The following is a 24,833-nucleotide window of genomic DNA, read 5'->3' as shown; positions in this document are numbered from 1 at the left end:
GGGCGCGACTCGGCACAGCAGCCCGTGGCTTAGGCTTCAGACTTGTTCTTCAGCACTTGGCGACCACGGTAGAAGCCGTTGGGGCTGATGTGGTGGCGCAGGTGGGTTTCGCCGGTGGTCGGCTCAACGGCGATGCCGGGCACGGTCAGGGCGTTGTGCGAACGGTGCATGCCGCGCTTGGAGGGGGACTTTTTGTTTTGCTGGACAGCCATGGTGGGCTCCTGAAATCGGTGAGGTCAAACGGTAGGGTGGCAGAAACGGCGTGCAACCACACCGCTCGACCGGTCGGCGCCTCACCCGAGCATGGTTCCATGCAAACAGGTGCCAGCGCAAAGCCAAGCATTATAGCCCGACAGCGAACAAGACGCGAAACATGCCGTCTACTTGGCTTTTTTCAGGGCAGCCAAGGCAGCAAATGGATGGGGCTTTTCTTCCGCCTCAGTCGCAGGCAACGAGCGATCTTCTGCGGGATTCACCAAGCCCTGCGGGCATTCCTCGTGCATGGGCACCAAGGGCAGGCCCATGATGAGTTCGTCTTCGAGCACCTCAACCAGATTGGGCAATGGCTCGAGCGCCAGCAGGTCTTCTTCGCAATCGTCGTCTTGCGCCTCGGCGGCCGCTTCGTCTGCCACCATGCGGAACCAGTGGTCGATCTCCAGCGGGGTCTGCACGGCACCCAGACACCGCTGACAGGTCAGGGGGACGCTGGCGGTGGCCTGCAGGTGGAGCCAGGCATCCGGGTCTGCGCCGCCGGCACCGGGACGCAACTCACCCGATAGCACCCACTCAACCGGTGGCGCCGCGCCCACCAGGGCGCGGTCGTGCAAGTCTTCGGTCAAGCGAGACAGGGCGGACAGGGCCAACTGACCCGACACACGCCCCTCTGCCCGCGCAAAAGCCATCGCATCCAGGCGTGCAGGGTTCCAGGTTGACTTGCCTTCGTTTCTCATGGCGGCAGTGTAAGAGATGCCCCGACAATACCGGCCATGTCTTTGCACCCTCTTCCCTCCCAGCCGCGCCGCTTGGTGCTGGGCTCCACCTCCCGTTATCGGCGCGAGCTTCTGCAGCGCCTGGGCCTGCCGTTTGACGTCGCTTCGCCAGAAGTGGACGAAACCCCGCTGGCTGGCGAAACACCGGCCACCCTCGCCACTCGCCTGGCCCTGGCGAAAGCCCGTGCCGTTGCGCAGCGGCACCCTGAAGCCGTCGTCATCGGCAGCGACCAGGTGGCCGACCTGAACGGCGAACCACTGGGCAAGCCGGGCACGCACGAAAGGGCTGTGGCCCAACTGCGCCGCATGAGCGGCCAGACCGTGGTGTTCCAGACCGCCCTGGCGGTGCGCTGCGAAGCCACTGGTTTTGAGTCGGTGGACCTGGCCGCCGTGCGCGTGGTGTTCCGCACCCTGGGTGACGCCGAGATCGAGCGCTACCTGCGGGCCGAAGAACCCTATGACTGCGCGGGCAGCGCCAAGAGCGAGGGCCTGGGCATTGCATTGCTGGAGCGCATCGACAGCGACGACCCCACCGCCCTGGTCGGCTTGCCGCTGATCCGCACCTGCCGCCTGCTGCGCAAAGCCGGTCTGATGGTGCCTTGATGCCTGGCCGCCTGTACCTCTTGCCCACGCCGCTGGATTTCGGCACACAGCAGACGACGGCGCTGCCGGTGGACCTGTGGCTGCCCCGCGAGACCCTCGAGGTGGCAGCCCGCCTGGGCCACTGGATCACCGAAAACGCCAAGTCCACGCGCGCCTTCCTGAAGCGAGTGGACCAGATCCGGCCACTGAGCAGCCCGATCCAGGGGATGCACATCGTTGAATTGCCTCGCGAGTCGCACAAAAAGGGCGATCACGCACCCGGCGCAGCCGACCAGGCCGCCGCTGCCCTGCTGGCGCCTGCGCTGCAGGGGCACGACGTGGGCCTGGTGAGCGAAGCGGGCATGCCGGCCATTGCCGACCCCGGCAGCGCCGTGGTGCGTGCCGCGCACCAGGCGGGGCTGGCGGTGGTGCCGCTTACCGGTCCGGTGTCGCTGATGTTGGCGCTGGCCGCCAGCGGCCTCAACGGGCAAGGATTTGCCTTCGTGGGCTATGTGCCTCAGAGTGCCAATGAGCGGGCCCAGCGACTGCGCGAGCTGGATGCCCACGCGCAGCGAACGGGCCAGACACAAATCCTGATTGAAACGCCTTACCGCAACGAGGCTCTGCTGGATGCGCTACTGGCCACCCTGAACCCCAACACACGCCTAGCCGTGGCCTGTGGCCTGGGACTGCCAGAGCAGACCATCCAGAGCGCGCTGGTGCGCGACTGGAAAAGCCAACCGGCCCGGCGACAGGCCCTGGCACTGGGCCTGCCCGCCGTGTTCCTGTTCGGCCGCTGATCAGCCCGCCACGCGCTGAATGTGAGCGCGCACCGAGTCGCGCAGTTCGGGGTTCGCCAACGCCAGGTCAATGGTGGCCTGCAGAAAGCCTTCTTTGCTGCCGCAGTCGTAGCGCTGGCCGTCGTAGCGGAAGGCCTGCACTTTTTCGCGGCCAATCAGGGCGGCAATGCCATCGGTGAGCTGGATTTCGCCACCAGCACCGCGGGGCTGGTTTCGAATGCTGTCAAAAACAGCCGGCGTGAGGATGTAGCGCCCAGCCACTGCCAACGTTGAAGGCGCTTTCTCCGGGGCGGGCTTTTCGACCATGCCGAACACCTCGGCCAGGCGCTGGTTCACCCCGTGCACGTCCACCACGCCATAGCGGCGGGTGTCTGCGCGCGGCACGTCTTGCACGGCCAGCACGGTGCCGGGGCTGGAGGCGAAGGCGTCCACCATCTGCTGCAGCACGGTGGGGCCGCCCGCCATCTGGTTGGCGCCGATCATCAGGTCGTCGGCCAGCAGCACAGCAAAGGGCTCGTCACCCACCAGGCGCTCGGCGCAGAGCACCGCGTGGCCCAGACCCAGGGCGCGGGGCTGACGCACATAGAAACAATCCATGTCGTCGGGCTTGATGGAGTGCACCAGGTCCAGCAACTGTTGCTTGCCGGCCGCTTCGAGTTCGGCCTCCAGCTCGTAGGCGGTGTCGAAGTGGTCTTCGATGGCCCGCTTGTTGCGCCCTGTCACAAAAATCATCTGGCGAATGCCGGCTGCATAGGCCTCTTCCACGGCGTACTGCATGAGCGGCTTGTCCACCACCGGCAACATCTCTTTGGGGATGGCTTTCGTGGCGGGAAGGAAACGGGTGCCGAGGCCCCCAACGGGAAACACGGCTTTGCGGATGCTTGTCATGAGAAATGGCGATGACGCAATCGATACTGGGAGGCACACATAATACCGACGCACTCAATGCACTACCGTGACCGAATGAACATCACCCCCGTGATCCTGTGTGGCGGCTCTGGCACCCGCCTGTGGCCTTTGAGCCGACAAAGTTTTCCCAAGCAGTTTGTTCCACTGCTGGGCAACAAAAGCCTGCTGCAATTGACGCTGGAACGCCTGGCCTGGTGCCAGTCGCCACCGATGTGTGTGGCCTCCGAGGATCACCGATTCCTGGTGGCGGATGCCATTGAGTCAACGGCCAAGCAAGGCAGCGTGGTGCTGGAGCCCGCGGCACGCAACACCGCGGCGGCCATGGCCCTGGCGGCCTTACAGGCAGCAGACCCTGCCCAGGCCATGCTGTTCTGCCCCGCCGACCACCACATCCCCGATGCCGCCGCCTTTGCGACCACCGTGCAGCGCGGCTTGCCTGCGGCCAATGAGGGGGCCATCGTCACCTTCGGTGTGGTGCCGTCGTTTCCGAGCACGGCCTATGGCTACATCGAGCAAGGCACGGATCTCGGCAATGGCTCGCTGCAGGTCAAGCGTTTCATTGAAAAGCCCGACGCCACCAAGGCCCAGGCCCTGCTGCTGCAAGGCAATACGCTGTGGAACGCCGGCATCTTCCTGACCCGCGCCGACACCCTGCTGGCCGCCCTGCGACAGCACGCGCCAGACATCTTGCAAGCCTGCGAGCAGGCGATGGCCGCGCCGCAGCACGAACAGATCGGCAACATCGGCTTCGTGCGCCCAGAGAAGACTGCCTTCCTGGCGTGCCGCTCACAGAGCATCGACTACGCGGTGCTGGAGCAACACGACAAGGTGGTGGTGGTGCCCTTCCAGGGGCAATGGAGCGATGTGGGCAGCTGGAACGCCGTGGCAGACCTCACCCCGGCCGACGCCGAGGGCAACCGTGTCGTGGGCCAGGGCCATGCGCTGGTGGCCCACAACACCTACATTCACGCGCCGCATCGCCCGGTGGTGGCGCTGGGCACCCAAGACCTGCTCATTGTCGATACGCCCGACGCTTTGCTGGTGGCCCACCGCGACCACGCCGAGCGCGTGAAAGACGTGGTGGCCCACCTCACGCGGAGCGAAGTGCCGCAGGCCGGCACGCACCGCCGCGTAGCACGCCCCTGGGGCTGGTACGACAGTATCGACACCGGCGAGCGCTTCCAGGTCAAGCGCATCGGCGTGAAGCCCGGGGCCTCGCTGAGCCTGCAGAAGCACCACCACCGCGCCGAGCACTGGATCGTGGTGAAGGGCACCGCCGAGGTCACGCGTGGGCAAGAGGTGTTTCTGGTCTCAGAGAATCAGTCCACCTACATCCCGATTGGCGAACTGCACCGCCTGCACAACCCGGGCAAGCTGGAACTTGAAATGATTGAGGTGCAGTCGGGCTCTTACCTGGGCGAAGACGACATCGTGCGCCTGGAAGACCGCTACGGCCGACAACCGCAACGCTGATGGCCACGATGAACATTCTGCTCACCGGTGGTGCCGGCTACATCGGCAGCCACACCGCCGTCGCTCTGGTCGAGGCTGGCTTTCAGCCCATCGTGCTCGACAACTTCTCCAACAGCCACCCGGCGGTGATGGAGCGCCTGGCGCGCATCACCGGCACCACCATTACCCTGGAACGCGGCGACGTGCTGGACACCCCCTGGGTCGAGTCGGTGCTGCGCCAGCACCGCCCGGTGGGGGTGGTGCATTTCGCGGCCGACAAGGCCGTGGGCGAAAGCGTGGCCCAGCCGCTGAAGTACTTTCACCACAACATCGGCGGGGCCGTGAGCTTGCTGCGCGCCATGGAAGCCACCGCCAGCGAGGCCGACATGCCAGCGCCCACGCTGGTGTTCTCCAGCAGCGCCACGGTGTACGGCGACCCAGCCTCGGTGCCGATCACCGAGGACTTTCCTCGCAGCCACACCAACCCCTACGGTCACACCAAGCTGGTGGTGGAGGACATGCTCACGGCGTTGAATGCCGCGCAGCCAAATTGGCGCATCGCGACGCTGCGCTACTTCAACCCTGTGGGCGCCCACCCCAGCGGCTTGATTGGCGAAGACCCGGCCGACATTCCCAACAACCTCATGCCCTATGTGGCGCAGGTGGCGATTGGGCGCCGTGAAGCCCTCAGCGTGTTTGGCGATGACTACCCCACGCCAGATGGCACTGGCGTGCGCGACTACATCCACGTGCAAGACCTGGCTGCAGGCCACGTGGCGGCCTTGCAGACCCTGCTGAACAAAGGCAAAAGCTTCACCGTGAACCTCGGCACAGGCCGGGGCCACAGCGTGCTGGAGGTGGTGAAGGCGTTTGAGCGGGCCAGTGGGCGACCAGTGCCTTACCGCATCGCTCCACGCCGGCCTGGCGACGTGGCCCAGTGCTGGGCCGACCCGACCCGCGCCGAGGCTTTGCTGGGCTGGAAGGCCCAGCGCACGCTGGACGAAATGTGCGCCGACGCCTGGCGCTGGCAGCAAGGCAACCCCAACGGCTACCGGCCTTGAGGCGTGTTGGCCGTGGCATCAAGCCCGGCCGCACGGCACGGCCTCAGCGCAGTTGCACCCCAGCGGCGCGCGCGGCGTGGAACATGCCTTCACCGATGCTGGCGCCAAAGCGCTTGGCCAGGCGAAGCCCCACGTTTTCGCGGTGGGTGTAGTCCACGATGTCTTCGGCTTTCACCACTTCGCGGGCCACGAAATCGAGGTTGCCCAGGCCATCGGCCAAGCCCAGTTGCACCGCCTGCTGGCCGTTCCAGACCAGACCGCTGAAGGTGTCAGGCGTTTCCTTCAGGCGCTCGCCACGGCCCTTCTTCACCACCGCAATGAACTGCGCGTGGATTTCGCTGAGCATGGTCTGGATGTAGGCGCGCTGCGTTTCGTCCTGCGGGCTGAAGGGGTCGAGCATGCCCTTGTTGGCGCCAGCGGTGAGCAAGCGGCGCTCGATGCCGAGCTTCTCCATCAGACCCGTGAAGCCGAAGCCATCCATGAGCACGCCAATGCTGCCCACCATGCTGGCCTTGTCCACGTAAATTTCGTCGGCCGCCGAGGCGATGTAGTAGGCGGCGGACGCACAGGTTTCCTCCACCACGGCGTACACCTTCTTGTCGTGCAGGGCCTTGAGGCGGTGGATCTCGTCGTTGATGATGCCGGCCTGCACCGGGCTGCCGCCCGGCGAGTTGATCAACAGCACCACGGCCTGAGCACCGCTGTCTTCAAACGCTGTCTTGAGCGAGCCCACCACGTACTCGGCACTGGCCTCGGCACCGTCAGCGATCTCGCCCTTGATGTCGATCACCGCCGTGTGGGGTGAGCTGGTCGTGGTGGTGGTCGCCTCGCCCACATAGATCAACCAAACCACTGCGGCGAACAAGGCAATCCACAGCAAGCGGCTGAACAGGCGCCAACGGCGCGCCGCCTGTTGCTCGCGCAGCGTGGCGAACAGCAGCTTCTCAATCGTCTCGCGCTCCCACTGGGGCGTGGCCGAGGGCGTCTGCGCAAGGGGCGCGCTGGGGCCGGAGGGTTCGTCGGTCATGGCTGAAAGGGCTCAGAAATCAAGGGGTTTGAGGTGGTATTGTGACCGCCAGTGCACCACGCCATCGTGCTCGACCAGTTCAATCTTGAACAACCCGCCGCGACAAGGCCCGCCACGGCAGGCGCCAGTGTCGGGCTCGTAGGCGGCGCCGTGGGTGGCGCACAGCAGCCAACGGCCTGAGTCGTCAAAGAACCGGTCGGGCTGCCAGTCGAGTTCCATGGCCACGTGGGTGCATCGGTTCAGGTAGGCGTGTGCCTGCCCCTCGTAGCGGATGGCGAAGGCCCGGCAGGTCTGGCCGGCGTAGTTCACGTCAAACGACACCGCGCGGCCACCGTCTTGCAAGTCGCCCGACTGGCACAAGGGAATCAGGTCGTCGGCTGGCGACATGGTCGGTCAGGCGTGGGCGAGAAGCCAGTCGTGCAACTCGCCTACGGAGTGCGCCACGAAGCGGGGCGACAGCACGGCGAAAGCGTCGGGCTCGTGCGCACCGTAGCTCACGCCCACGCTGTGGCAGCCTGCATTCACCGCCATCTGCAGGTCGTGCGTGGTGTCGCCGATCATGAGCGTGCGCTCGGGGTCCACGCCGAATTCGCGCATGAGCTCGTGCAACATCAAAGGGCTGGGTTTGCCAGCGGTTTCGTCCGCGGTGCGAGAGCCGTCGAACACGCCACGCAATTCGACCGCGTGCAAGGCTTCGTCCAGCCCGCGGCGGCTCTTGCCAGTGGCCACCGCCAACCAGTGGTGGCGGGCCTTGAGGTCGGCCAGCAGGGGTAACACGCCGGCAAACAGGCTCAAGTCGTGCTGCTGGGCCAGGTAGTGGTGGCGGTAGCGCTCGCCCAGGCGGGGGTAGAGCTCGGGCGGCACGTCGGGCGCGGCGTGTGCCAGGGCCTGCATCAGGCCCATGCCGATCACATAGGTGGCGGCGGTGTCGCTGGGCGGCGTGCCGCCCACGTCGGCCACGGCGCGCTGAATGCTGCGGGCGATGATGGCGGTGGAGTCGAACAGGGTGCCATCCCAGTCGAAGGCAATGAGGTCGTATTGGCGGGCGCGAGGGGAGTGAGTCATCGTGCGTGGATTATGGGCAAGCCCCAAAAGTTGTCTTCAAGCCCCATGAAAAAGGCCCGCCGAAGCGGGCCTTAAGTAGCCGATGCGCGGGATCAGGCGCGGCGGCGGCGGGCCACGCCGGCAGCGATCAGGCCGGCGGCCAGCAGGGTGAGCACGCCGGGCTCGGGCACTTGACCGCCGTTGCCCTTGCCGATCAGGTAAATGTTGGACAGGCCATTGAGCTTGGCGTCCACGCCGGTGAGTTCCCAGCGACCGGCGGCATCCGGATCGGCCAGTTCCACAATGAAGGAGTCGGGGTTGCTGTTGCTTTCATCACCACCGCCACCGAAGTGGAAACCCAGGAAAAGACGATCCCAGGTTTCCCAGAGGCTCTGAGAGAAGGACCAAGTGCCGTATTCCTTGCCATCGCGCGTGAACTTGAGCTCGCCAGTGGTGCCGGACGTACCGCCCTCCGAATACACGTCTTTCTCGATCAGCGACAAACCGAGGGCGGCGATGTCCGCGTTTTGCAGGTTGCCGTTCTGGGCGTAGCAGTAGCCGTCGACCAGGGCAGGATCGATGTCCACGACGCGAATGCCAAGGGTTGAGTTGCCGCACGACACCTCGGCGGCTTGGGCGGACAGACCCAGGGAAAACACCGCAGCGATCAGGCCGGTTTTGACGATGCGCATTAATTTCATGGTGGCTCCTCGTGGCAGATAAGGAAATGTTTCGAACGGTGTCACGCAACAAGCACGAGTCATGCCACACATTTTTCCCTATACAAATCAATGGTCTAGCTAACTCAGATCCATCTCCTGTCAGGTTTTTCGACAGTCCTTTGTCACCATCCGGCACACCTCATGAAAAAGGCCGCCAGGCTTTAGGCCGGGCGACCTTCTGTTGCCAGGCGAAGCCGAGGAACGACGACAGCCTCAGCGTCGCCCCTGACCACGCACTCAACATGTCAGGCCAACGGCCTGCGGCGCGTGAAAGCGAGCAACCCGATCAAGCCCGCGCCCAGCAACGCCAGGCTGGCAGGTTCCGGCACCTGGCTGGCGCCACAGCCACCGCTGTAAGAGGACTGGGGTTGCGTCGTTGAGCCATCAAAAGTGGCCACAACGCAGTCAAGTCTCACCTGCGCGGTGGAGGGCGCAGAGAACTGGATCCAAGAGACATCGCTGAACAAATCGCCGAAGGTGGCGATGTAACCAATGTTCTTCAGCAGGTCCCCGGCCAGGTCCCCCGCGTTGACCCCCTCGTAAAAGGTGACGTCTGGCATTGCCGCCCCATCGTAGTTGTCGCCCAGCGCAAAGGTAAAGGTCTTGCCGTTGCTGCCCGTTACCGTGATCGCGTTCTCTGACCCCTCTCCCCTACCCGTGAGGAGGAAATAGAAGGCGTCCAAAGTGAACGACAGCAGTTGCCCGGAAGCGTCTGGGTCCGAACTGGCCGAGCCCTGAAGGGTGGTGCCGAACTGGGGACGGGTCATGAGCGGCAGCACGCCTTGGGTGCCTTCGATCACGCAACTGCCGTTGCCGCCACTCGTCGAGTCGGCACACAGCGTCGAGGATTGAAGGTTGGTGGGGTCAAACAGGAAATTCCTGTCCACGTCGCTGTACCACTTCCAACCGTTGGTGGCGTCGTCGAAGTGAATCAACTGCGTCACGAGTTCGGCTTGCGCTGGGGCACTGAAGGCCATCGCCGTGGCCAACAGCAAGCCCCCTCCTAAGTGCTTGATGCGTTGTCCTGTGTTCATCACTATCTCCTGATCGAAATGAATAGGTTTGTGAAAGCTGGAACAAGCCGCCGTTACAAACCCTTCATTTCAGACACAAGTTGATCAAGCGACGGCCTGCGTGCCAAACAGTGCATACGCCGTGCCAGCGTGAAAAAAGTCATGAATTTCAAGCGGTTCCACCATCCGCTCGGTGCGCCGGCAATGCAGGTCGCCGCCACCTTGTCAAAAAAGGTGACACCTCCCGCCTGAGGCACACCCAGGCAAGGGGCCAAGGGGTTTCGGGGGAAGGGCTTGTCGTCCCCCTGGAGGGGGACTTGCGTGCCATGGCATCGCACCGACAAAGGCTGTCAAAAATTCCGACAAGGGCCGTGCCAGCTGCCCTCGTGCCGGGCCGCCAGCCACTGCGTGGCGCAGAGCCCACCGGCCACGGCAGCGGCCAGCGGGGCTTTGCGTCTCAGCCCAGTTGCGCGGCGTGGTGCCGCAAGTGGTCTTCCACGAAGCTGGCGATGAAGTAATAGCCGTGGTCGTAGCCGGCATGGCGCCGCAGGGTAAGCGGCTGGCCGCCCGCTTCGCAGGCCTGCTCCAGCAGGTGGGGGTGCAGCTGGCCGGCCAGGAACTGGTCGGCCACGCCCTGGTCGATGAGCAGGGGTGGCACGCGATGACCGCTCTTGATGAGTTCGGTGGCGTCGTGCCCCGCCCAGACCAGGCGGTCGTCGCCCAGGTAGCCGCCAAACGCCTTTTCGCCCCAGGGGCACTGCGTGGGCGCGGCGATGGGCGCGAAGGCCGACACGCTGCGGTACAGATCGGGGTGACGCAGGGCCAGCGTCAGGGCGCCATGGCCGCCCATGGAATGGCCAAAGATGCCCACGCGCGCCGGGTCGATCGGGAAATGCGACAGCACCAGCTCGCGCAGTTCGCGGGTCACCCAACTCTCCATGCGGAAGTGCCGGCTCCAGGGGGCCTGGGTGGCGTCCAGGTAGAAGCCGGCGCCGTGGCCAAAGTCCCAGGCGGCGCTGGCGCCGTCGATGCCGGTGTCGCGCGGGCTGGTGTCGGGCGTGACGATGGCCAGGCCCAGCTCGGCGGCCACGCGCTGCGCCCCCGCCTTGATGGCGAAGGTTTCTTCGGTGCAGGTCAGGCCGGCCAGGTAGAAGAGCACCGGCACCGGGCCATTCTCGGCCTGGGGCGGCAGGAACACGCCAAACCGCATCGGCAGGCCGATCTCGTTGGAGGCATGGCGGTAAAAGCCCTGCACCCCCCCGAAACAGCGGTGCTCAGACAGGGTCTCGAACGGCTGGGACATCAGTACTCCACCACCGTGCGGATGGACTCGCCGCGCTTCATCAGGTCAAAGCCTTCGTTGATGCGCGACAGCGGCAGCTTGTGGGTGATGAGGTCGTCGATGTTGATTTTGCCGTCCATGTACCAGTCAACGATCTTGGGCACGTCGGTGCGGCCACGGGCACCACCGAAGGCCGAGCCTTCCCACTTGCGGCCAGTGACGAGCTGGAACGGGCGGGTGCTGATCTCGGCACCGGCCTCGGCCACGCCAATGATGATGCTGCGGCCCCAGCCCTTGTGGGTGCACTCCAGTGCCTGGCGCATGACCTGGGTGTTGCCGATGCACTCGAAGGAGTAGTCGGCCCCGCCGTCGGTGAGCTGCACGATGGCGTCGACCACGTTGTCCACGTCCTTGGGGTTGATGAAGTGGGTCATGCCGAACTTGCGGGCCATGGCCTCGCGCTCGGGGTTGAGGTCAATGCCGATGATCTTGTCGGCCCCCACCATCTTGGCGCCCTGAATCACGTTCAGGCCAATGCCGCCCAGGCCGAACACCACCACATTGGCCCCCGCCTCCACCTTGGCGGTGAAGATCACCGCGCCGATGCCGGTGGTGACGCCGCAGCCGATGTAGCAGACCTTGTCGAAGGGCGCGTCTTCGCGGATCTTGGCCAAGGCGATCTCGGGCACCACGGTGTGGTTGGCGAAAGTGCTGGTGCCCATGTAGTGGAAGATGGGCTGGCCGTCGATGCTGAAGCGGCTGGTGGCGTCGGGCATGAGGCCCTTGCCCTGCGTGCCACGAATGAGCTGGCACAGGTTGGTCTTGCGGCTCAGGCAGAACTTGCACTGGCGGCATTCGGGTGTGTACAAGGGAATGACGTGATCGCCTTTTTTCAGCGTGGTCACGCCCGGGCCCACGTCCACCACGACGCCGGCACCTTCGTGGCCCAGGATGGCCGGGAAGATGCCTTCGGGGTCGGCGCCCGAGAGGGTGTAGTAGTCGGTGTGGCAGATGCCGGTGGCCTTGATCTCCACCAGCACCTCACCGAACTTCGGCCCTTGCAGGTCAACGGTTTCGATGGTCAGGGGTTGGCCGGCCTTCCAGGCCACGGCGGCTTGCGTCTTCATGCGAGTCTTCCTTGGGTTGGCAACAGCCGCCGAGGGTAACCGCGATCGGGTGCCCTTTCATCGCACCCTAGAACATCGCACGCAAGGTGTCAGTCGATGCGCGCGCCCCCTTTGAACCAGGCACCCAACAGGGCACGCTCTTCCTCGGTGATGCCGGTGGCGTTGTTCATGGGCATGAGGCGGGTGACCACCACCTGCTGGTACACCGCCTGGGCGTGGCGCTGCACCTCGGCTGGCGAATCCAGGCGCACGCCCTTGCTCTGCAAAGCCTCGCCGTGGCACATCACGCAGCGCTGGGCCAGCACCGGCTGCACCTGGGCAAAGCCCACGGTCTCGGGCACCGCCACCACCGGGGCCGGGGCCGGCTTGAGCCAGGCGATGAGCGCCAGCAACAGGGCCACGCCCACGGCGGCATAAGGCCAGGGGTGGCGGTTGCGCCCGAGCTTGAAGCCGTGGCGCAGCACGAAGAACTGGCGAATGGCCGCGCCCGCGGCCATCATGCCGATCAGCACCAGGCCGTTGTGCTCGTGTCCGTAGGTGAAGCTGTAGTGGTTGCTGAGCATGGCGAACAGCACCGGCAGCGTGAAGTAGGTGTTGTGCACGCTGCGCTGCTTGCCGCGCTGGCCATGCACCGGGTCCACTGGCTGGCCTTGGCGCAGTGCCGCCACCACCTTGCGCTGGCCCGGGATGATCCACACGAACACGTTGGCGCTCATGGCGGTGGCCAGCATGGCGCCCACCAGCAGAAAGGCGGCGCGGCCGGCGAACAACTCAGTGGCCAGCCAGGCGGCCAGGGCCACCAGCACCGCCACCAGGGCGCCCACCTTGGCGTCGCCGTTGCGGGTCTGGCCCAAGGTGCGGCAGATCAGGTCGTACAAAAGCCAGAACACCACCAGAAAGCCCAGCGCGGTGGCAATGGCCGCCGGCGGGCTCCAGGCCATCACCTTGGGGTCGATCAGGTAGACCGAGGGGCTCCAGAGGTAAGACACCAGAAACAGCGCAAAGCCCGAGAGCCAGGTGGTGTAGCTCTCCCAGTAGAACCAGTGCAGGTGATCGGGCAGCTTGGGCGGCGCCACCGCGTACTTCACCGGGTGGTAGAAGCCCCCGCCGTGCACGGCCCACAGCTCGCCGCTGACGCCTTCACGCCGCAATTGCTCGTCTTGCGGCGGCGTGAGGCTGCTGTCGAGAAAGACGAAATAGAAGGAGGAGCCAATCCAGGCGATGGCAACGATGACGTGCAGCCAGCGCAGCAACAGATTGGCCCAATCGAGCAGGTAGGTTTCCATGGCACCTCATGTGGCGGACCAGCCGCCAGGGTTGACGATTCACCACCGCGGGCGCTCTGAACCGTCCGAGGGCCGCGAACTGAATGCCTGAAAAGGCACCGGCTCCGCTGCGACCAAGGCCTCAAAGTGTATACACGTTTTGCCCACCATCAAGGGGGCGAAGTGGCCGAGTCGCGAAGCAACAACTGCGCCACCACCGACGCCGCGATCACCGCGGGCGCCTTGCCGGTGATGCCGGGCAGGCCGATGGGGCAGGTCACGCGCTGACACTCTGCCTCGGAAAAGCCGCGCTCGCGCAGGCGGCGGCCGAAGGTGGCCCATTTGGTGCGGCTGCCAATCAGCCCAATGAAGCCCAGGTCGTCTTGCTGGCGCACTCGGGCCAGGCAGGCGGCCACGATGTCCAGGTCTTCCGCGTGCGAAAAACTCATGATGAGCACGTGCGAGCCAGCCGCGAGTTCCCGCACCGCGGCCTGCACCGGGTCGGAGTGTTCGGTGTGCACGGTGGGCGCGAGCGCGTCGGGAAACACCTCGTCTCGGCTGTCGACCCAGCGCACCGCATAGGGCAAAGGCGACAAGGCCTGCACCAAGGCGCGGCCCACGTGCCCGCCACCGAACAAGGCCAGGGGCTGCAAGGGCTGTCGCAGGCGCTCGGCCAGGGCCGGGGCGTCGGCCGCGGACACGCACTCAAAACGCAGGCGCACGGTACCGCCGCAGCACTGCCCCAGGCTGGGACCCAGGGCCACGGCTTCCTCCCAGGCACCGGCCGGTGGCCGCGCCAGGGCCTCGCGGGCGCGCCGCTCGGCGTCCCACTCCAGGTGGCCGCCGCCGATGGTGCCCACCAGCCCGCTGGCGAACACCCCCATCCACGCCCCCACCTCGCGAGGCACCGAGCCCCGGCTGGCCGCCACCGAGACCAGCACGGCGGGCTCATGGGCCAGGCGGTCAAGAAAGGCGTGCTCAGGCAGGGGCATGTGGCGTCTTCGCAGCAGAAGTTGTGTGCATCGGTAAAAGGGCTGTCCGCCTGGCGAGTATGGGGTCGCCACCGACGCCTGGGCGCCGGAAACCGCCATACACTCCATGCTGGTGCCCGTATACGGGCCATGCCCAACCTTGAGGCCAGCACCATGACCCAACACATCGCAACGTCTCGCCCCGACTCAACCGTGAGCCGCGCGCTGGGCTGGATGGGCGCCGCCACCGCCGCTTTCCTGGCGGCCTGCGCCACCCCACCCGCCCCGCAGCCGCCGGCCCCCGTGGTGGTGGCACCGCCGCCAGCGCCAGCCCCGGCAGCGCAAGAGCCGCAGCCCTCTCTGGTGTCGCAAGCCGCCTCGCCGCTGGAATACCGAAAAGACGGTGCGCGCCACATCTACGAACGCAACGCCAACCGCATCTACAAAGGCCAGCTACCGCCGCTGATGCACGCCGTGGGCGTGCTGCAAGTGGAAGTGGACCGGATGGGCAATGTGAGCCAGCTGAACTGGATGCGCGCCCCCAGCCACGTGCCTGAGGTGATGCGAGAGATTGAACGCACCGTGCGCGCCGCCGCGCCCTTCCCTGCCCCGGTGCGCATGGGCCGCGTCACCTACACCGATGTGTGGCTGTGGGACAAGAGCGGCAACTTCCAGCTCGACACCCTCACCGAAGGCCAGCGCCGCAAGTAAGCGCTGCAGGCCGCCAAGAGATACCCGCCGATGGCGGGTATTTTTTTGCCTGTTGCCGCCAGCGCGGCGCTCAGCTGCCCCGGTAGGTCGAGTGGCTCCAGGGGCTCACGAGCAAGGGCACGTGGTAGTGCTGGTCGGTGTGGGCGATGCCGAAGTCCAGCGTGACCTGATCGAGAAAGCGCGGCTCGGGCAGCGCCACGCCGCGCGCGTCAAAGTAACCCTTAACGTCGAACACCAGGCGGTAGGTGCCCACCTGCACGGTGGCGTTGTCCAGCAACGGACCATCGGGGTTGCGCCCGTCGGCGTTGAGCGTGAAGCGCTTGAGAAGGGTGGCCTCGCCACCGGTGGTGCGGTACAGCGCCACTTGCATGCCGGCGGCGGGGCAGCCGTGCATGGTGTCCAGGACGTGTGTGCTCAAGCCCATGAGGTGCTCCTTGGTCTGGTGTTTCGTCGACCGAAAGTGTATACAGTTTATGGCGATTGCCGATATCATCCGGCCATGGAATCGTCCAGCACCCACCACATCGTCGAGGCCCTGACGCGCGCCATCGTCGAGCACCGCCTGCGGCCCGGCACGAAGTTGGCCGAGCAGAAACTGGCCGATCACTTCGGCGTGTCGCGCACCCTGGTGCGCCAGGCGCTGTTCCAGTTGTCGCGGCACCGGCTCATCCGCATGGAGCCCCAGCGTGGTGCGTTTGTGGCCTCGCCTTCGGTGGAAGAAGCCCGCCAGGTGTTTGCGGTGCGCCGCATGCTGGAGGCCGAGATGACCCGCGCCTTCATTCGCCAGGTCACGCCCGCCCAGCTCAAGGCCCTGCGTGAACACCTGGCCCGCGAAAAGAAGGCGGTGAGCCAGCTAGACGTGCCGGGGCGCACCGAGTTGCTGGCCGACTTTCACGTGCTGATGGCCGAACTCATGGGCAACCACGTGCTGGCCGAGATGCTGCGCGACCTGATCTCGCGCTGCGCGCTCATCACCCTGATGTACCAGAGCAACCAGGCCGCCGAACACTCCAGCGAGGAACACGTGGCCATCGTCAAGGCCCTGGCCGCGCGCGATGAGGCGCTGGCGGTGTCGCTCATGGAACAACACTTGCAACACGTGGAGGACGGCCTCGCCTTTGACCGCGTGCGCCCCCTCAACGACCTCTCCATGGCCTTGTCATGACCTACGACAGCACCGCCCCTTACCCGCGTGACCTCATCGGCTACGGCCGCGACGTGCCCCATGCCCGCTGGCCGGGCGGTGCGCGCATCGCGGTGCAGTTCGTGCTGAACTACGAAGAAGGCGGCGAGAACTCGGTGCTGCACGGCGACGCCGCCAGCGAGCAGTTTCTGTCGGAGATGTTCAACCCGGCGGCCTACCCCGAGCGCCACATGAGCATGGAAGGCATTTACGAGTACGGCTCGCGCGCCGGCGTGTGGCGCCTGCTGCGCGAGTTCGAGTGCCGTGGCCTGCCGCTCACCGTGTTTGGCGTGGCCACCGCCCTGCAGCGCCACCCCGAAGTGACCGCGGCGTTTCGCGAGCTGGGCCACGACATCGCCTGCCACGGCTGGAAATGGATTCACTACCAGCACATTGACGAGGCCACCGAGCGCGCGCACATGGCGCAGGCCATGCAGCTCATCACCGACCTCACTGGCGAGCGCCCGCTGGGCTGGTACACCGGGCGCGACAGCCCCAACACCCGCCGCCTGGTGGCCGACTTTGGCGGCTTCGAGTACGACAGCGATTACTACGGCGACGACCTGCCCTTCTGGATGAAGGTGCGCAAGAGCGACGGCAGCGACACGCACCAGCTCATCGTGCCCTACACCCTTGACTGCAACGACATGCGCTTCGCGCTGCCGCAGGGCTACTCGCACGCCGACCCATTCTTCCAGTACATGAAGGACACCTTCGATGCGCTCTACGCCGAGGGCGACCCGGCCGGGCTGAACCGGCCCAAGATGATGAGCATCGGCATGCACTGCCGCCTGCTCGGCCGCCCCGGGCGCATCACCGCGCTGCAGCGCTTTCTGGACCACATCCAGTCGCACGACCAGGTGTGGGTGGCACGGCGCCTGGACATCGCGCGCCACTGGCGCCAGACCCACCCCCTGGTGGCCTGACAAGGGGCATTGGCATGACGCTCACCCTCGACCAACTCAACTCCGCCCCCACCGACGTGGCACTGGCCTGGCTGGACGGCCTGTACGAGCACTCGCCCTGGATCGCCGAGGCCGCGCTGGCGCAGCGCCCTTTTGCCAGCCTGGCCGCGCTGAAGTGGGCACTGGTGCAGGTGCTGGAGGCCGCCACGCTGGAGCAGCAGCTCGCGCTCATCCGCGCCCACCCCGAGCTGGCGGGCAAGGCCATGGTGGCCAAGTCGCTCACAGCCGAGTCCACCAACGAGCAGACCCGTGCCGGGCTCACGCACTGCACACCTGAGGAGTTCGAGCGCCTCCAGCAGCTCAACCGCGACTACAACGCCCGCTTCGGTTTTCCCTTCATCCTGGCGGTGCGCGGGCCACGAGGCACGGGCCTGAACAAGCAGGAGATCATCGCCACCCTTGAGCGCCGCCTACACCACCCGGTGGACGTGGAGCGCGCCGAGGCGCTGCGAAACATCCACCGCATCGCCGAAATCCGCCTGGCCGACAAGTTCGGCGAGCCGCCCGAGTGGGGCGACCGCGTGTGGGACTGGCACGAAGACCTGGCCCGCCACAGCGAGCCTGGCTACCTGGAGCGCGGCCAACTCACCGTGACCTACCTCACCGACGCGCACCGCGCCTGTGCGGCCGAGCTGGTGCAGCGCATGAAAGCCAGCGGCTTTGACGAGGTGGGCATCGACGCGGTGGGCAATGTGGTGGGGCGTTACCACCCGGCGCAAGCATCCAGCAAGCATCGCTACCTCCTCACCGGCTCGCACTACGACACCGTGCGCAACGGCGGCAAATACGATGGCCGCCTGGGCATCTTCGTGCCCATCGCCTGCGTGCAGCAGCTTCACGAAGCCGGCCGGCGCCTGCCTTTCGGCATCGAGGTGGTGGCCTTCGCCGAAGAAGAAGGCCAGCGCTACAAGGCCACCTTCCTGGGCTCCAGCGCCCTCACCGGCCACTTTGACCCGGCCTGGCTGGACCAGCGGGACGCGCAAGGCGTGAGCATGCGCGAGGCCATGCGCGCGGCCGACCTGCCGGGCGAGCTGTCGGCCATTCAGGCCTTGCGGCGCGACCCGGCGCAGTACCTCGGCTTCGTGGAGGTGCACATCGAACAAGGGCCGGTGCTCAACGCGCTGAACCTGCCGCTGGGCGTGGTCACCTCCATCAACGCCAGCGTGCGCTACCTGGGCGAGGTGGTGGGCATGGCCAGCCACGCCGGCACCACGCCCATGAACCAGCGCCGCGACGCCGCCGCCGCCCTGGCCGAGTTCATGCTGGCGCTGGAGCGCCGCGCCCGGCTGGACGGCGACTCGGTGGCCACCGTGGGCCAACTGGAGGTGCCCAACGGCTCGATCAACGTGGTGCCCGGGCGCTGCCGCTTCTCGCTCGATCTGCGCGCCCCCAGCGACGCCCAGCGCGACGCCTTGGCCCGCGACGCGCTGGCCGAGCTGCAAGCCATCTGCGAGCGCCGCGGTGTGCGCCACACGCTGGAAGAAACCATGCGCGCCAGTGCCGCCCCCAGCCACCCCGCCTGGCAGGCGCGCTGGGAGCGCGCGGTGCAGGCGCTGGGCCTGCCGGTGCACCGCCTGCCCAGCGGCGCCGGGCACGACGCCATGAAGCTGCACGAGGTGATGCCGCAGGCCATGCTCTTCGTGCGCGGCCTCAACGGCGGCATCAGCCACAACCCGCTGGAATCGAGCACCGGCCACGACATCGACCTGAGCGTGCGCGCCTTCGCCCACCTGCTCGACCAACTTGCCCACGAACACAAGGCCTGAGCCATGAGCCCCCTTCACCACCAGCTCGACACCTGGATCGACGCCCACTTCGACGACGAGGTGCGTTTTCTGCAAGCCCTGGTGCAGGTGCCCACCGACACACCGCCGGGCAACAACGCGCCGCACGCCGAGCGCACCGCCGAGTTGCTGGCGGGCATGGGCCTGGTGGCCGAGAAGCACCCTGTGCCCGAGGCGCAGGTGCGCGCGGCCGGGCTGCAAAGCGTCACCAACCTCATCGTGCGCCAGCGCTTTGGCGACGGCCCCACCATCGCCCTGAACGCGCATGGCGACGTGGTGCCCCCGGGCGAGGGCTGGACGCACGACCCCTACGGCGGCGAGATCGCCGATGGCGCGCTCTACGGCCGCGCCAGCGCCGTGAGCAAGAGCGATTTCGCCAGCTTCACCTTCGCCCTGCGCGCGCTGCAGGCGCTGGGCGTGCCGCTGCACGGCGCGGTGGAGCTGCACTTCACCTACGACGAAGAATTCGGCGGTGAACTCGGCCCAGGCTGGCTGCTGAGCCAGGGCCTGACGAAGCCTGACCTGATGATCGCCGCCGGTTTCAGCCACCAGGTGGTGGTGGCCCACAACGGCTGCCTGCAGCTGGAGGTGACGGTGCAAGGCGAGATGGCGCACGCCGCCATCCCCGACACCGGCACCGACGCCCTGCAAGGCGCCACCCACATCCTCAACGCCCTGTACGCGCTCAACCGCGACTACCTGCAGGTGCGCTCTGGCGTGGAAGGCATCACCCACCCCTACCTGAATGTGGGCCTGATCAGCGGCGGCACCAACACCAACGTCATCCCCGGCAAGGTGGTGCTCAAGCTCGACCGTCGCCTGATTCCCGAAGAAGACCCGGTCGAGGTGGAAGCCGCGCTGCGCCGCACCATCGAACAGGCCGCCGCGAGCTTCCAGCCACCGCGCGGCGGCCGCGAGCTGCAGGTGAGCGTGCGCCGCCTGCTGCTGGCCCGCGCCATGCAGCCCCTGCCCGGCAACCGGCCGCTGGTGGCCGCGCTGCAGCGCCACGCCAGCGCCGTGTTCAACGAAGACGTGCCCGCCGTGGGCACGCCGCTCTACACAGATGTGCGCCTGTACGTCGAGCGCGGCATCCCTGGCGTGATCTACGGTGCCGGGCCGCACACGGTGCGCGAGTCCAACGCCAAGCGGGCCGACGAGCACGTGCGCCTGAGCGATCTGCGCGGTGCCACGCGCGTGATCGCCCGCGCCCTGCTAGACCTTCTTCACCCTAGCGACTGACAGCCCCGCGGGGGAAGGCACAATTGGTCCCGATTGGTTGCCCTGGGGCAACCGTGTTGAACGGAGAACCGAATGACCCCCGCCGAACAAGCCCTGCGCGACGCCGCGCTCGAATACCACCGCAGCCCCCGCCAGGGCAAGATTTCGGTCACCCCGACCAAACCCCTGTCCAACCAGCGCGACCTGTCGCTGGCCTACTCGCCCGGCGTGGCCTACCCCTGCCTGGCCATCCAGGCCGACCCGAACAAAGCCGCCGACTACACCAGCCGCGCCAACCTGGTGGGCGTGGTCACCAACGGCACCGCCGTGCTGGGCCTGGGCGACATCGGCCCGCTGGCCGGCAAGCCGGTGATGGAAGGCAAGGGTTGCCTGTTCAAGAAGTTCGCCGGCATCGACGTGTTTGACATCGAACTGGCCGAGCGCGACCCGGACAAGCTGGTCGAGATCATTGCCTCGCTGGAGCCCACGCTGGGCGGCATCAACCTGGAAGACATCAAGGCCCCCGAGTGCTTCTACATCGAGAAGAAGCTGCGTGAGCGCATGGGCATTCCGGTGTTCCACGACGACCAGCACGGCACCGCCATCATCAGCGCCGCCGCCCTGCTCAACGGCCTGGAACTGGTGGGCAAGGCCATCGGCGAGGTGACGGTGGCCGTGTCGGGCGCCGGTGCCGCCGCCATCGCCTGCCTGGACGTGATGGTGGGCCTGGGCGTGAGCCGCGACCGCATCTTCGTGTGCGATTCCAAGGGCGTGATCTACCAGGGCCGCCCCGGCTCGCTGGACGAATCCAAGGCCCGCTACGCGCAGAACACCGACAAGCGCACCCTGGCCGATGCGGTGAACGGCGCCGACGTGTTCCTGGGCTGCTCGGCACCGGGCGTGCTCACCGCCGAGATGGTGAAGACCATGGCGCGCCAGCCCATCATCCTGGCGCTGGCCAACCCCGAGCCGGAAATCCGCCCCGAGCTGGCCAAGGCCGTGCGGCCGGACTGCATCATCGCCACCGGCCGCAGCGACTACCCGAACCAGGTCAACAACGTCCTGTGCTTCCCCTACATCTTCCGCGGCGCGCTCGACTGCGGCGCCACCCGCATCACCGAAGAGATGAAGCTGGCCTGCGTGCGCCAGATCGCCGACCTGGTCAAGAGCGAGACCAGCGAAGAAGTGGCCAGCGCCTACGCCGGCCAAGACCTGACCTTCGGGCCTGACTACCTCATTCCCAAGCCTTTCGATTCGCGCCTGATCCTGCGCATTGCGCCGGCCGTGGCACAGGCCGCCGCCGACTCCGGCGTGGCCACCCGCCCCATCACCGACATGGACGCGTACCGCCAGCAACTGGGCCGTTTCGTGTACCAGACCGGCATCCTGATGGAGCCCGTCTTCAACGCCGCCAAGGCCGTGCCGCCCGCCAGCAAGCGCGTGGCCTACGCCGACGGTGAAGACGAGCGCGCGCTGCGTGCCGCGCAGATGGCCATTGACGATAACCTGGCGCGCCCCATCCTGATCGGCCGCCCGGCCGTGATCGCCGCGCGCATCCAGAAGGCCGGCCTGCGCATGCGCCTGGGCGTGGACGTGGAAAACGTCAACCCCGAAGAAGATTCGCGCTTCCGCCAGTACTGGGAGGCCTACCACCAGCTCATGAAGCGCAATGGCGCCACGCCCGAGGTGGCCAAGGCCGCGGTGCGCCGCTCCAACACCATCATCGGCTCGCTGATGGTGAAGCTCGGCGACGCCGATGCGCTGATCTGCGGCCTGGTGGGCAACTACATGACCCACCTGGAACGCATTGACAGCATCCTGGGCCGCCGCGCCGATGCGCGCCAGTACGCTGCGGTCAACGCGCTCATGACCGACCGGGGCGCGCTGTTCGTGGCCGACACCTACGTGAACGAAGACCCCAGCGCCGAAGAGCTGGCCGAGATCGCCTGGATGGCCGCGCAAGAGGTGCAGCGTTTTGGCCTGCCGCCCAAGGTGGCCTTCCTGTCGCACTCCAGCTACGGCTCCAGCAAGCGCGCCTCGGCCCGCAAGATGGCGCTGGCGCGTGACCTCTTCGTGGCCGCCCACCCCGAGATCGAGTGCGACGGCGAGCTGCACGGCGACGCCGCGCTGCAACCCGAGATCCGCAGCGCCTACCTGAGCGACAGCACGCTCACCGGCTCGGCCAACCTGCTGGTTTGCCCGAACCTGGACGCCGCCAACATCCTCTACAACGTGCTCAAGACCACCACCAGCGGTGGCGTCACCGTGGGCCCGATCCTCATGGGCGTGGCCGGCACGGCGCACATCCTCACCCCGGCGGCCACCGTGCGCCGGGTGCTCAACACCACGGCCCTGGCCGCGGCGGCCAAGGCCTGACGGCCCAAGCACCCACAAAAAAGGACGCCACGCAGGCGTCCTTTTTTTCGTCTGTTGGCGGCGATCAGATCACCACCGGCTCGGTCTCCAGCCGAATGCCGAAGCGCTCGTACACGCTGGTCTGGATGGCCTTGGCCAGCGTCACCACCTCGCCGCCGGTGGCGCCACCGCGGTTCACCAGCACCAGGGCCTGCTTCTCGTACACGCCGGCGTTGCCCACGCCCCGGCCCTTCCAGCCGCAGGCATCGATCAGCCAGCCCGCCGCCAGCTTGATGCTGCCGTCCGGCATGGGGTAGTGCACCACCTTGGGCTCGCGCGCGATGATGTCGGCGCATTGCTCGGGCGTGACGGTGGGGTTTTTGAAAAAGCTGCCGGCGTTGCCAATCACGGCCGGGTCGGGCAGCTTGGCGCGGCGAATGGCCACCACCCAGTCAAAGATTTGCTGCGGCGTCGGCTCGGTGATGCCCGTCTCGGCCATCTTGCGCTCCAGGTCGGCGTAGCCCAGCACCGGCTTCCAGGGCTTGGGCAGCCAGAAGCGCACCCGGGTGATGAGCGCCCGGCCCGCCAGCCCCAGGCCACGGCCATCCGCCGGCGCGTGCTTGAACACCGAGTCGCGGTAACCAAAGCCGCACTGCGCGGCGTCCAGCGTGAAGCTGGCACCTGTGCTGAGGTCAATGGCGTCCAGCGAATGGAAGCGGTCTTGCAGCTCCACCCCGTAAGCGCCGATGTTCTGCACCGGCGAGGCGCCCACCGTGCCGGGGATGAGCGCCATGTTCTCCAGGCCAGGCCAGCCCTGCTCCAGTGTCCATTGCACAAAGGCGTGCCAGTTCTCGCCCGCGCCAGCTTCGACCAGCCAGCCGCGCGGCGAATCTTCCAGCAGGCGGCGCCCGGGAATCTCGACCTTGATCACCAGCGGCTTCACATCCCCCGTGATCACCAGGTTGCTGCCGCCCCCCAGCACAAAAGGCGGCATGTCTTGCGTGAGGGCGGCCCAGGCGGGCGAGGCCCGCAGGGCGGCGATGTCGGCCTCGCTGCGAACCCGCGCCAGGTGCTGCGCGCGGGCCACGATGCCGAAGCTGTTGTGTGCCTGCAGCGGCACCTGCTTCTCAACTATCATCCGGCGATTGTCTCACCGGCCCCGCGCGTGGCCGGCATTCGGACCATCGACGTCCTCCCCATGAACCTCATTTGCTGACCGCTATGCCTTCTTTTGACACCGTTCTCGAAGCCGACCTTGTGGAAGTGAAAAACGCCGTGGAGAACACGGCCAAGGAAATCGGCACCCGCTTTGACTTCAAGGGCACCAGCGCCGGCATTGAGCTCAAGGACAAGGACATCACCTTGTTCGGCGACGCCGATTTCCAGCTTCAGCAGGTCGAGGACATCCTGCGCAACAAGCTGACCAAGCGCAACGTGGACGTGCGCTTCCTCGACATGGGCAAGGTCGAGAAGATCGGCGGTGACAAGGTCAAGCAGGTGGCCAAGGTGCGCAACGGCATTGCCAGCGAAGACGGCAAGAAGATCCAGAAGGCCATCAAGGAAAGCAAGCTCAAGGTGCAGGCCGCGTTGCAAGAAGAGAAGGTGCGGGTCTCCGGCGCCAAGCGCGACGACCTGCAGGCCGCCATGGCCATCATCCGCGCCGAGATGAAAGACCTGCCCCTGTCTTTCAACAACTTCCGCGACTGAGCCCGTCCATGCTCGCCCGCGCCGCGCTGCTACTGGCCTTGGCCCTGTGCGGAAGTGCGCAGGCGCAGCAGGTGGCGCTCAGCGGTTTGTCGGGCAACCGCGCGTTGCTGGTGATCGACGGTGGCGCCCCGCGTTTCCTGAGCCCGGGCCAGAGCGTGGGCGATGTGCGCCTGCTCAGCGCCAGCGGCGACAGCGCCGTGATCGAGGTGAAGGGCCAGCGCCAGACCTTGCGCGTGGGCGATGCCCCCGTGAGCCTGGGCGCGGCACTGGCCACGCAGGGCTCGGCCAGCGTGGTGCTCACCGCCGACGGCCAAGGGCATTTCACGCCCACTGGGCAGATCAATGGCCGCAGCGTGCAGTTTCTGGTGGACACCGGCGCCACCCAGGTTGTCATGGCCGAGGCCGAGGCCAAGCGCATCGGCCTGAACTACCAGGCCGGCCAGCGCCTGCGCGTGACCACGGCCAACGGCGCGGTCACGGGCTATGGCGTGCGGCTCGATTCGGTGCGCGTGGGCGAGGCCACCGTGTACAGCGTGCCCGCCGTGGTGCTGCCCCAGCCCATGCCCTTTGTGCTGCTGGGCAACAGCTTTTTGAGCCGCTTCCAGATGAAGCGGCAGAACGACCAGCTCACGTTGGAGCGGCGCTACTGAGCCACTGCACCGCCGT

At 66.7% G+C, this 24,833-nt stretch carries 26 protein-coding genes; 12 read left to right on the top strand and 14 right to left on the bottom strand.

Going from position 1 to position 24,833, the window contains the following annotated elements; genetic code table 11:
* Positions 1–29: 29 nt before the first annotated feature.
* Entirely contained in the window at positions 30–212 is a 183-nt protein-coding gene (rpmF, locus tag ACE3RQ_RS00630; protein ID WP_011794326.1) for a 50S ribosomal protein L32, read from the bottom strand.
* A 168-nt stretch (positions 213–380) separates the two neighbouring features.
* Positions 381–950 (bottom strand): DUF177 domain-containing protein, encoded by a 570-nt coding sequence (locus tag ACE3RQ_RS00625; RefSeq protein WP_374518876.1) that lies wholly within the window; start codon positions 948–950, stop codon positions 381–383.
* A gap of 36 nt (positions 951–986) precedes the next feature.
* Here ACE3RQ_RS00625 and ACE3RQ_RS00620 point away from each other — a divergent pair, with 36 nt between their 5' ends.
* Positions 987–1,592, top strand: coding sequence for a nucleoside triphosphate pyrophosphatase (locus ACE3RQ_RS00620; RefSeq protein WP_374518874.1), 606 nt, complete (start codon positions 987–989; stop codon positions 1,590–1,592).
* Positions 1,592–2,371 (top strand): SAM-dependent methyltransferase, encoded by a 780-nt coding sequence (locus ACE3RQ_RS00615; RefSeq protein WP_374518872.1) that lies wholly within the window; start codon positions 1,592–1,594, stop codon positions 2,369–2,371. Before ACE3RQ_RS00620 ends, ACE3RQ_RS00615 begins: the two co-directional genes overlap by 1 nt.
* On the opposite strand, the gene galU is transcribed toward ACE3RQ_RS00615, so the two are convergent.
* Positions 2,372–3,259 carry a UTP--glucose-1-phosphate uridylyltransferase GalU gene (gene galU, locus ACE3RQ_RS00610; RefSeq protein ID WP_374518870.1) on the bottom strand — a complete coding sequence of 296 codons (888 nt, stop codon included), beginning with the start codon at positions 3,257–3,259 and terminating at the stop codon, positions 2,372–2,374. It lies immediately after the preceding gene.
* A gap of 75 nt (positions 3,260–3,334) precedes the next feature.
* On the opposite strand from galU, the gene ACE3RQ_RS00605 reads away from it, so the two are divergent.
* Complete coding sequence (locus ACE3RQ_RS00605; protein ID WP_374518868.1) at positions 3,335–4,753, top strand: mannose-1-phosphate guanylyltransferase/mannose-6-phosphate isomerase; 1,419 nt, start codon at positions 3,335–3,337, stop codon at positions 4,751–4,753.
* Between the two features lie 8 nt (positions 4,754–4,761).
* A complete protein-coding gene (gene galE / locus ACE3RQ_RS00600; protein WP_374519668.1) occupies positions 4,762–5,793 on the top strand; it encodes a UDP-glucose 4-epimerase GalE in 1,032 nt (343 codons plus the stop codon).
* Positions 5,794–5,836: 43 nt separating this feature from the next.
* On the opposite strand, the gene ACE3RQ_RS00595 is transcribed toward galE, so the two are convergent.
* The 9 genes from ACE3RQ_RS00595 to xdhC form a co-directional block, all read right to left on the bottom strand.
* Positions 5,837–6,820, bottom strand: coding sequence for a S49 family peptidase (locus ACE3RQ_RS00595; RefSeq protein ID WP_374518866.1), 984 nt, complete (start codon positions 6,818–6,820; stop codon positions 5,837–5,839).
* A 12-nt stretch (positions 6,821–6,832) separates the two neighbouring features.
* Complete coding sequence (locus tag ACE3RQ_RS00590; protein WP_374518864.1) at positions 6,833–7,207, bottom strand: Rieske (2Fe-2S) protein; 375 nt, start codon at positions 7,205–7,207, stop codon at positions 6,833–6,835.
* 6 nt (positions 7,208–7,213) lie between these two features.
* Entirely contained in the window at positions 7,214–7,885 is a 672-nt protein-coding gene (locus ACE3RQ_RS00585; protein WP_374518863.1) for an HAD family hydrolase, read from the bottom strand.
* Positions 7,886–7,977: 92 nt separating this feature from the next.
* Complete coding sequence (locus ACE3RQ_RS00580) at positions 7,978–8,565, bottom strand: PEP-CTERM sorting domain-containing protein (protein WP_374518861.1); 588 nt, start codon at positions 8,563–8,565, stop codon at positions 7,978–7,980.
* A gap of 266 nt (positions 8,566–8,831) precedes the next feature.
* Positions 8,832–9,620: a PEP-CTERM sorting domain-containing protein gene (locus tag ACE3RQ_RS00575; RefSeq protein ID WP_374518859.1), complete on the bottom strand. Its 789-nt coding sequence runs from the start codon at positions 9,618–9,620 to the stop codon at positions 8,832–8,834.
* A 436-nt stretch (positions 9,621–10,056) separates the two neighbouring features.
* Entirely contained in the window at positions 10,057–10,902 is an 846-nt protein-coding gene (fghA, locus tag ACE3RQ_RS00570; RefSeq protein ID WP_374518857.1) for an S-formylglutathione hydrolase, read from the bottom strand.
* Positions 10,902–12,008: an S-(hydroxymethyl)glutathione dehydrogenase/class III alcohol dehydrogenase gene (locus ACE3RQ_RS00565; protein ID WP_374518855.1), complete on the bottom strand. Its 1,107-nt coding sequence runs from the start codon at positions 12,006–12,008 to the stop codon at positions 10,902–10,904. The genes fghA and ACE3RQ_RS00565 overlap by 1 nt, the downstream gene beginning before the upstream one ends.
* Positions 12,009–12,097: 89 nt before the next feature.
* On the bottom strand, positions 12,098–13,294 hold the full coding sequence (locus ACE3RQ_RS00560) for a urate hydroxylase PuuD (RefSeq protein ID WP_374518853.1): 1,197 nt from the start codon (positions 13,292–13,294) through the stop codon (positions 12,098–12,100).
* A 149-nt stretch (positions 13,295–13,443) separates the two neighbouring features.
* Positions 13,444–14,265, bottom strand: a complete 822-nt coding sequence (gene xdhC, locus ACE3RQ_RS00555; RefSeq protein WP_374518851.1) for a xanthine dehydrogenase accessory protein XdhC — start codon at positions 14,263–14,265, stop codon at positions 13,444–13,446.
* Positions 14,266–14,418: 153 nt separating this feature from the next.
* Here xdhC and ACE3RQ_RS00550 point away from each other — a divergent pair, with 153 nt between their 5' ends.
* Positions 14,419–14,955, top strand: coding sequence for a hypothetical protein (locus ACE3RQ_RS00550; RefSeq protein WP_374518850.1), 537 nt, complete (start codon positions 14,419–14,421; stop codon positions 14,953–14,955).
* A gap of 70 nt (positions 14,956–15,025) precedes the next feature.
* On the opposite strand, the gene uraH is transcribed toward ACE3RQ_RS00550, so the two are convergent.
* Complete coding sequence (gene uraH / locus ACE3RQ_RS00545) at positions 15,026–15,379, bottom strand: hydroxyisourate hydrolase (protein WP_374518848.1); 354 nt, start codon at positions 15,377–15,379, stop codon at positions 15,026–15,028.
* 75 nt (positions 15,380–15,454) lie between these two features.
* On the opposite strand from uraH, the gene ACE3RQ_RS00540 reads away from it, so the two are divergent.
* The 5 genes from ACE3RQ_RS00540 to ACE3RQ_RS00520 all read left to right on the top strand — a co-directional run bounded on the left by ACE3RQ_RS00540 (position 15,455) and on the right by ACE3RQ_RS00520 (position 22,481).
* On the top strand, positions 15,455–16,120 hold the full coding sequence (locus ACE3RQ_RS00540; RefSeq protein WP_374518846.1) for a GntR family transcriptional regulator: 666 nt from the start codon (positions 15,455–15,457) through the stop codon (positions 16,118–16,120).
* Positions 16,117–17,064, top strand: coding sequence for an allantoinase PuuE (gene puuE / locus ACE3RQ_RS00535; RefSeq protein ID WP_374518844.1), 948 nt, complete (start codon positions 16,117–16,119; stop codon positions 17,062–17,064). Before ACE3RQ_RS00540 ends, puuE begins: the two co-directional genes overlap by 4 nt.
* A 14-nt stretch (positions 17,065–17,078) precedes the next feature.
* A complete protein-coding gene (gene uraD / locus ACE3RQ_RS00530; RefSeq protein ID WP_374518842.1) occupies positions 17,079–18,869 on the top strand; it encodes a 2-oxo-4-hydroxy-4-carboxy-5-ureidoimidazoline decarboxylase in 1,791 nt (596 codons plus the stop codon).
* A 3-nt stretch (positions 18,870–18,872) separates the two neighbouring features.
* Positions 18,873–20,126 (top strand): M20/M25/M40 family metallo-hydrolase, encoded by a 1,254-nt coding sequence (locus ACE3RQ_RS00525; protein ID WP_374518840.1) that lies wholly within the window; start codon positions 18,873–18,875, stop codon positions 20,124–20,126.
* 72 nt (positions 20,127–20,198) lie between these two features.
* Complete coding sequence (locus ACE3RQ_RS00520) at positions 20,199–22,481, top strand: NADP-dependent malic enzyme (protein ID WP_374518838.1); 2,283 nt, start codon at positions 20,199–20,201, stop codon at positions 22,479–22,481.
* A 64-nt stretch (positions 22,482–22,545) separates the two neighbouring features.
* Here ACE3RQ_RS00520 and murB read toward each other — a convergent pair whose 3' ends face one another.
* Positions 22,546–23,598, bottom strand: coding sequence for a UDP-N-acetylmuramate dehydrogenase (murB, locus tag ACE3RQ_RS00515; protein WP_374518836.1), 1,053 nt, complete (start codon positions 23,596–23,598; stop codon positions 22,546–22,548).
* 83 nt (positions 23,599–23,681) lie between these two features.
* Here murB and ACE3RQ_RS00510 point away from each other — a divergent pair, with 83 nt between their 5' ends.
* Both ACE3RQ_RS00510 and ACE3RQ_RS00505 read left to right on the top strand, forming a co-directional pair.
* Positions 23,682–24,167 (top strand): YajQ family cyclic di-GMP-binding protein, encoded by a 486-nt coding sequence (locus ACE3RQ_RS00510; protein WP_374518834.1) that lies wholly within the window; start codon positions 23,682–23,684, stop codon positions 24,165–24,167.
* A gap of 8 nt (positions 24,168–24,175) precedes the next feature.
* Entirely contained in the window at positions 24,176–24,817 is a 642-nt protein-coding gene (locus ACE3RQ_RS00505) for a TIGR02281 family clan AA aspartic protease (RefSeq protein WP_374518832.1), read from the top strand.
* The last annotated feature ends 16 nt before the right edge of the window (positions 24,818–24,833 follow it).

Origin of the sequence: Hydrogenophaga sp. (assembly GCF_041913525.1) — a bacterium.
Taxonomy (GTDB): domain Bacteria; phylum Pseudomonadota; class Gammaproteobacteria; order Burkholderiales; family Burkholderiaceae_C; genus Hydrogenophaga.
This window is presented reverse-complemented; position numbering and strand designations above follow the sequence as displayed.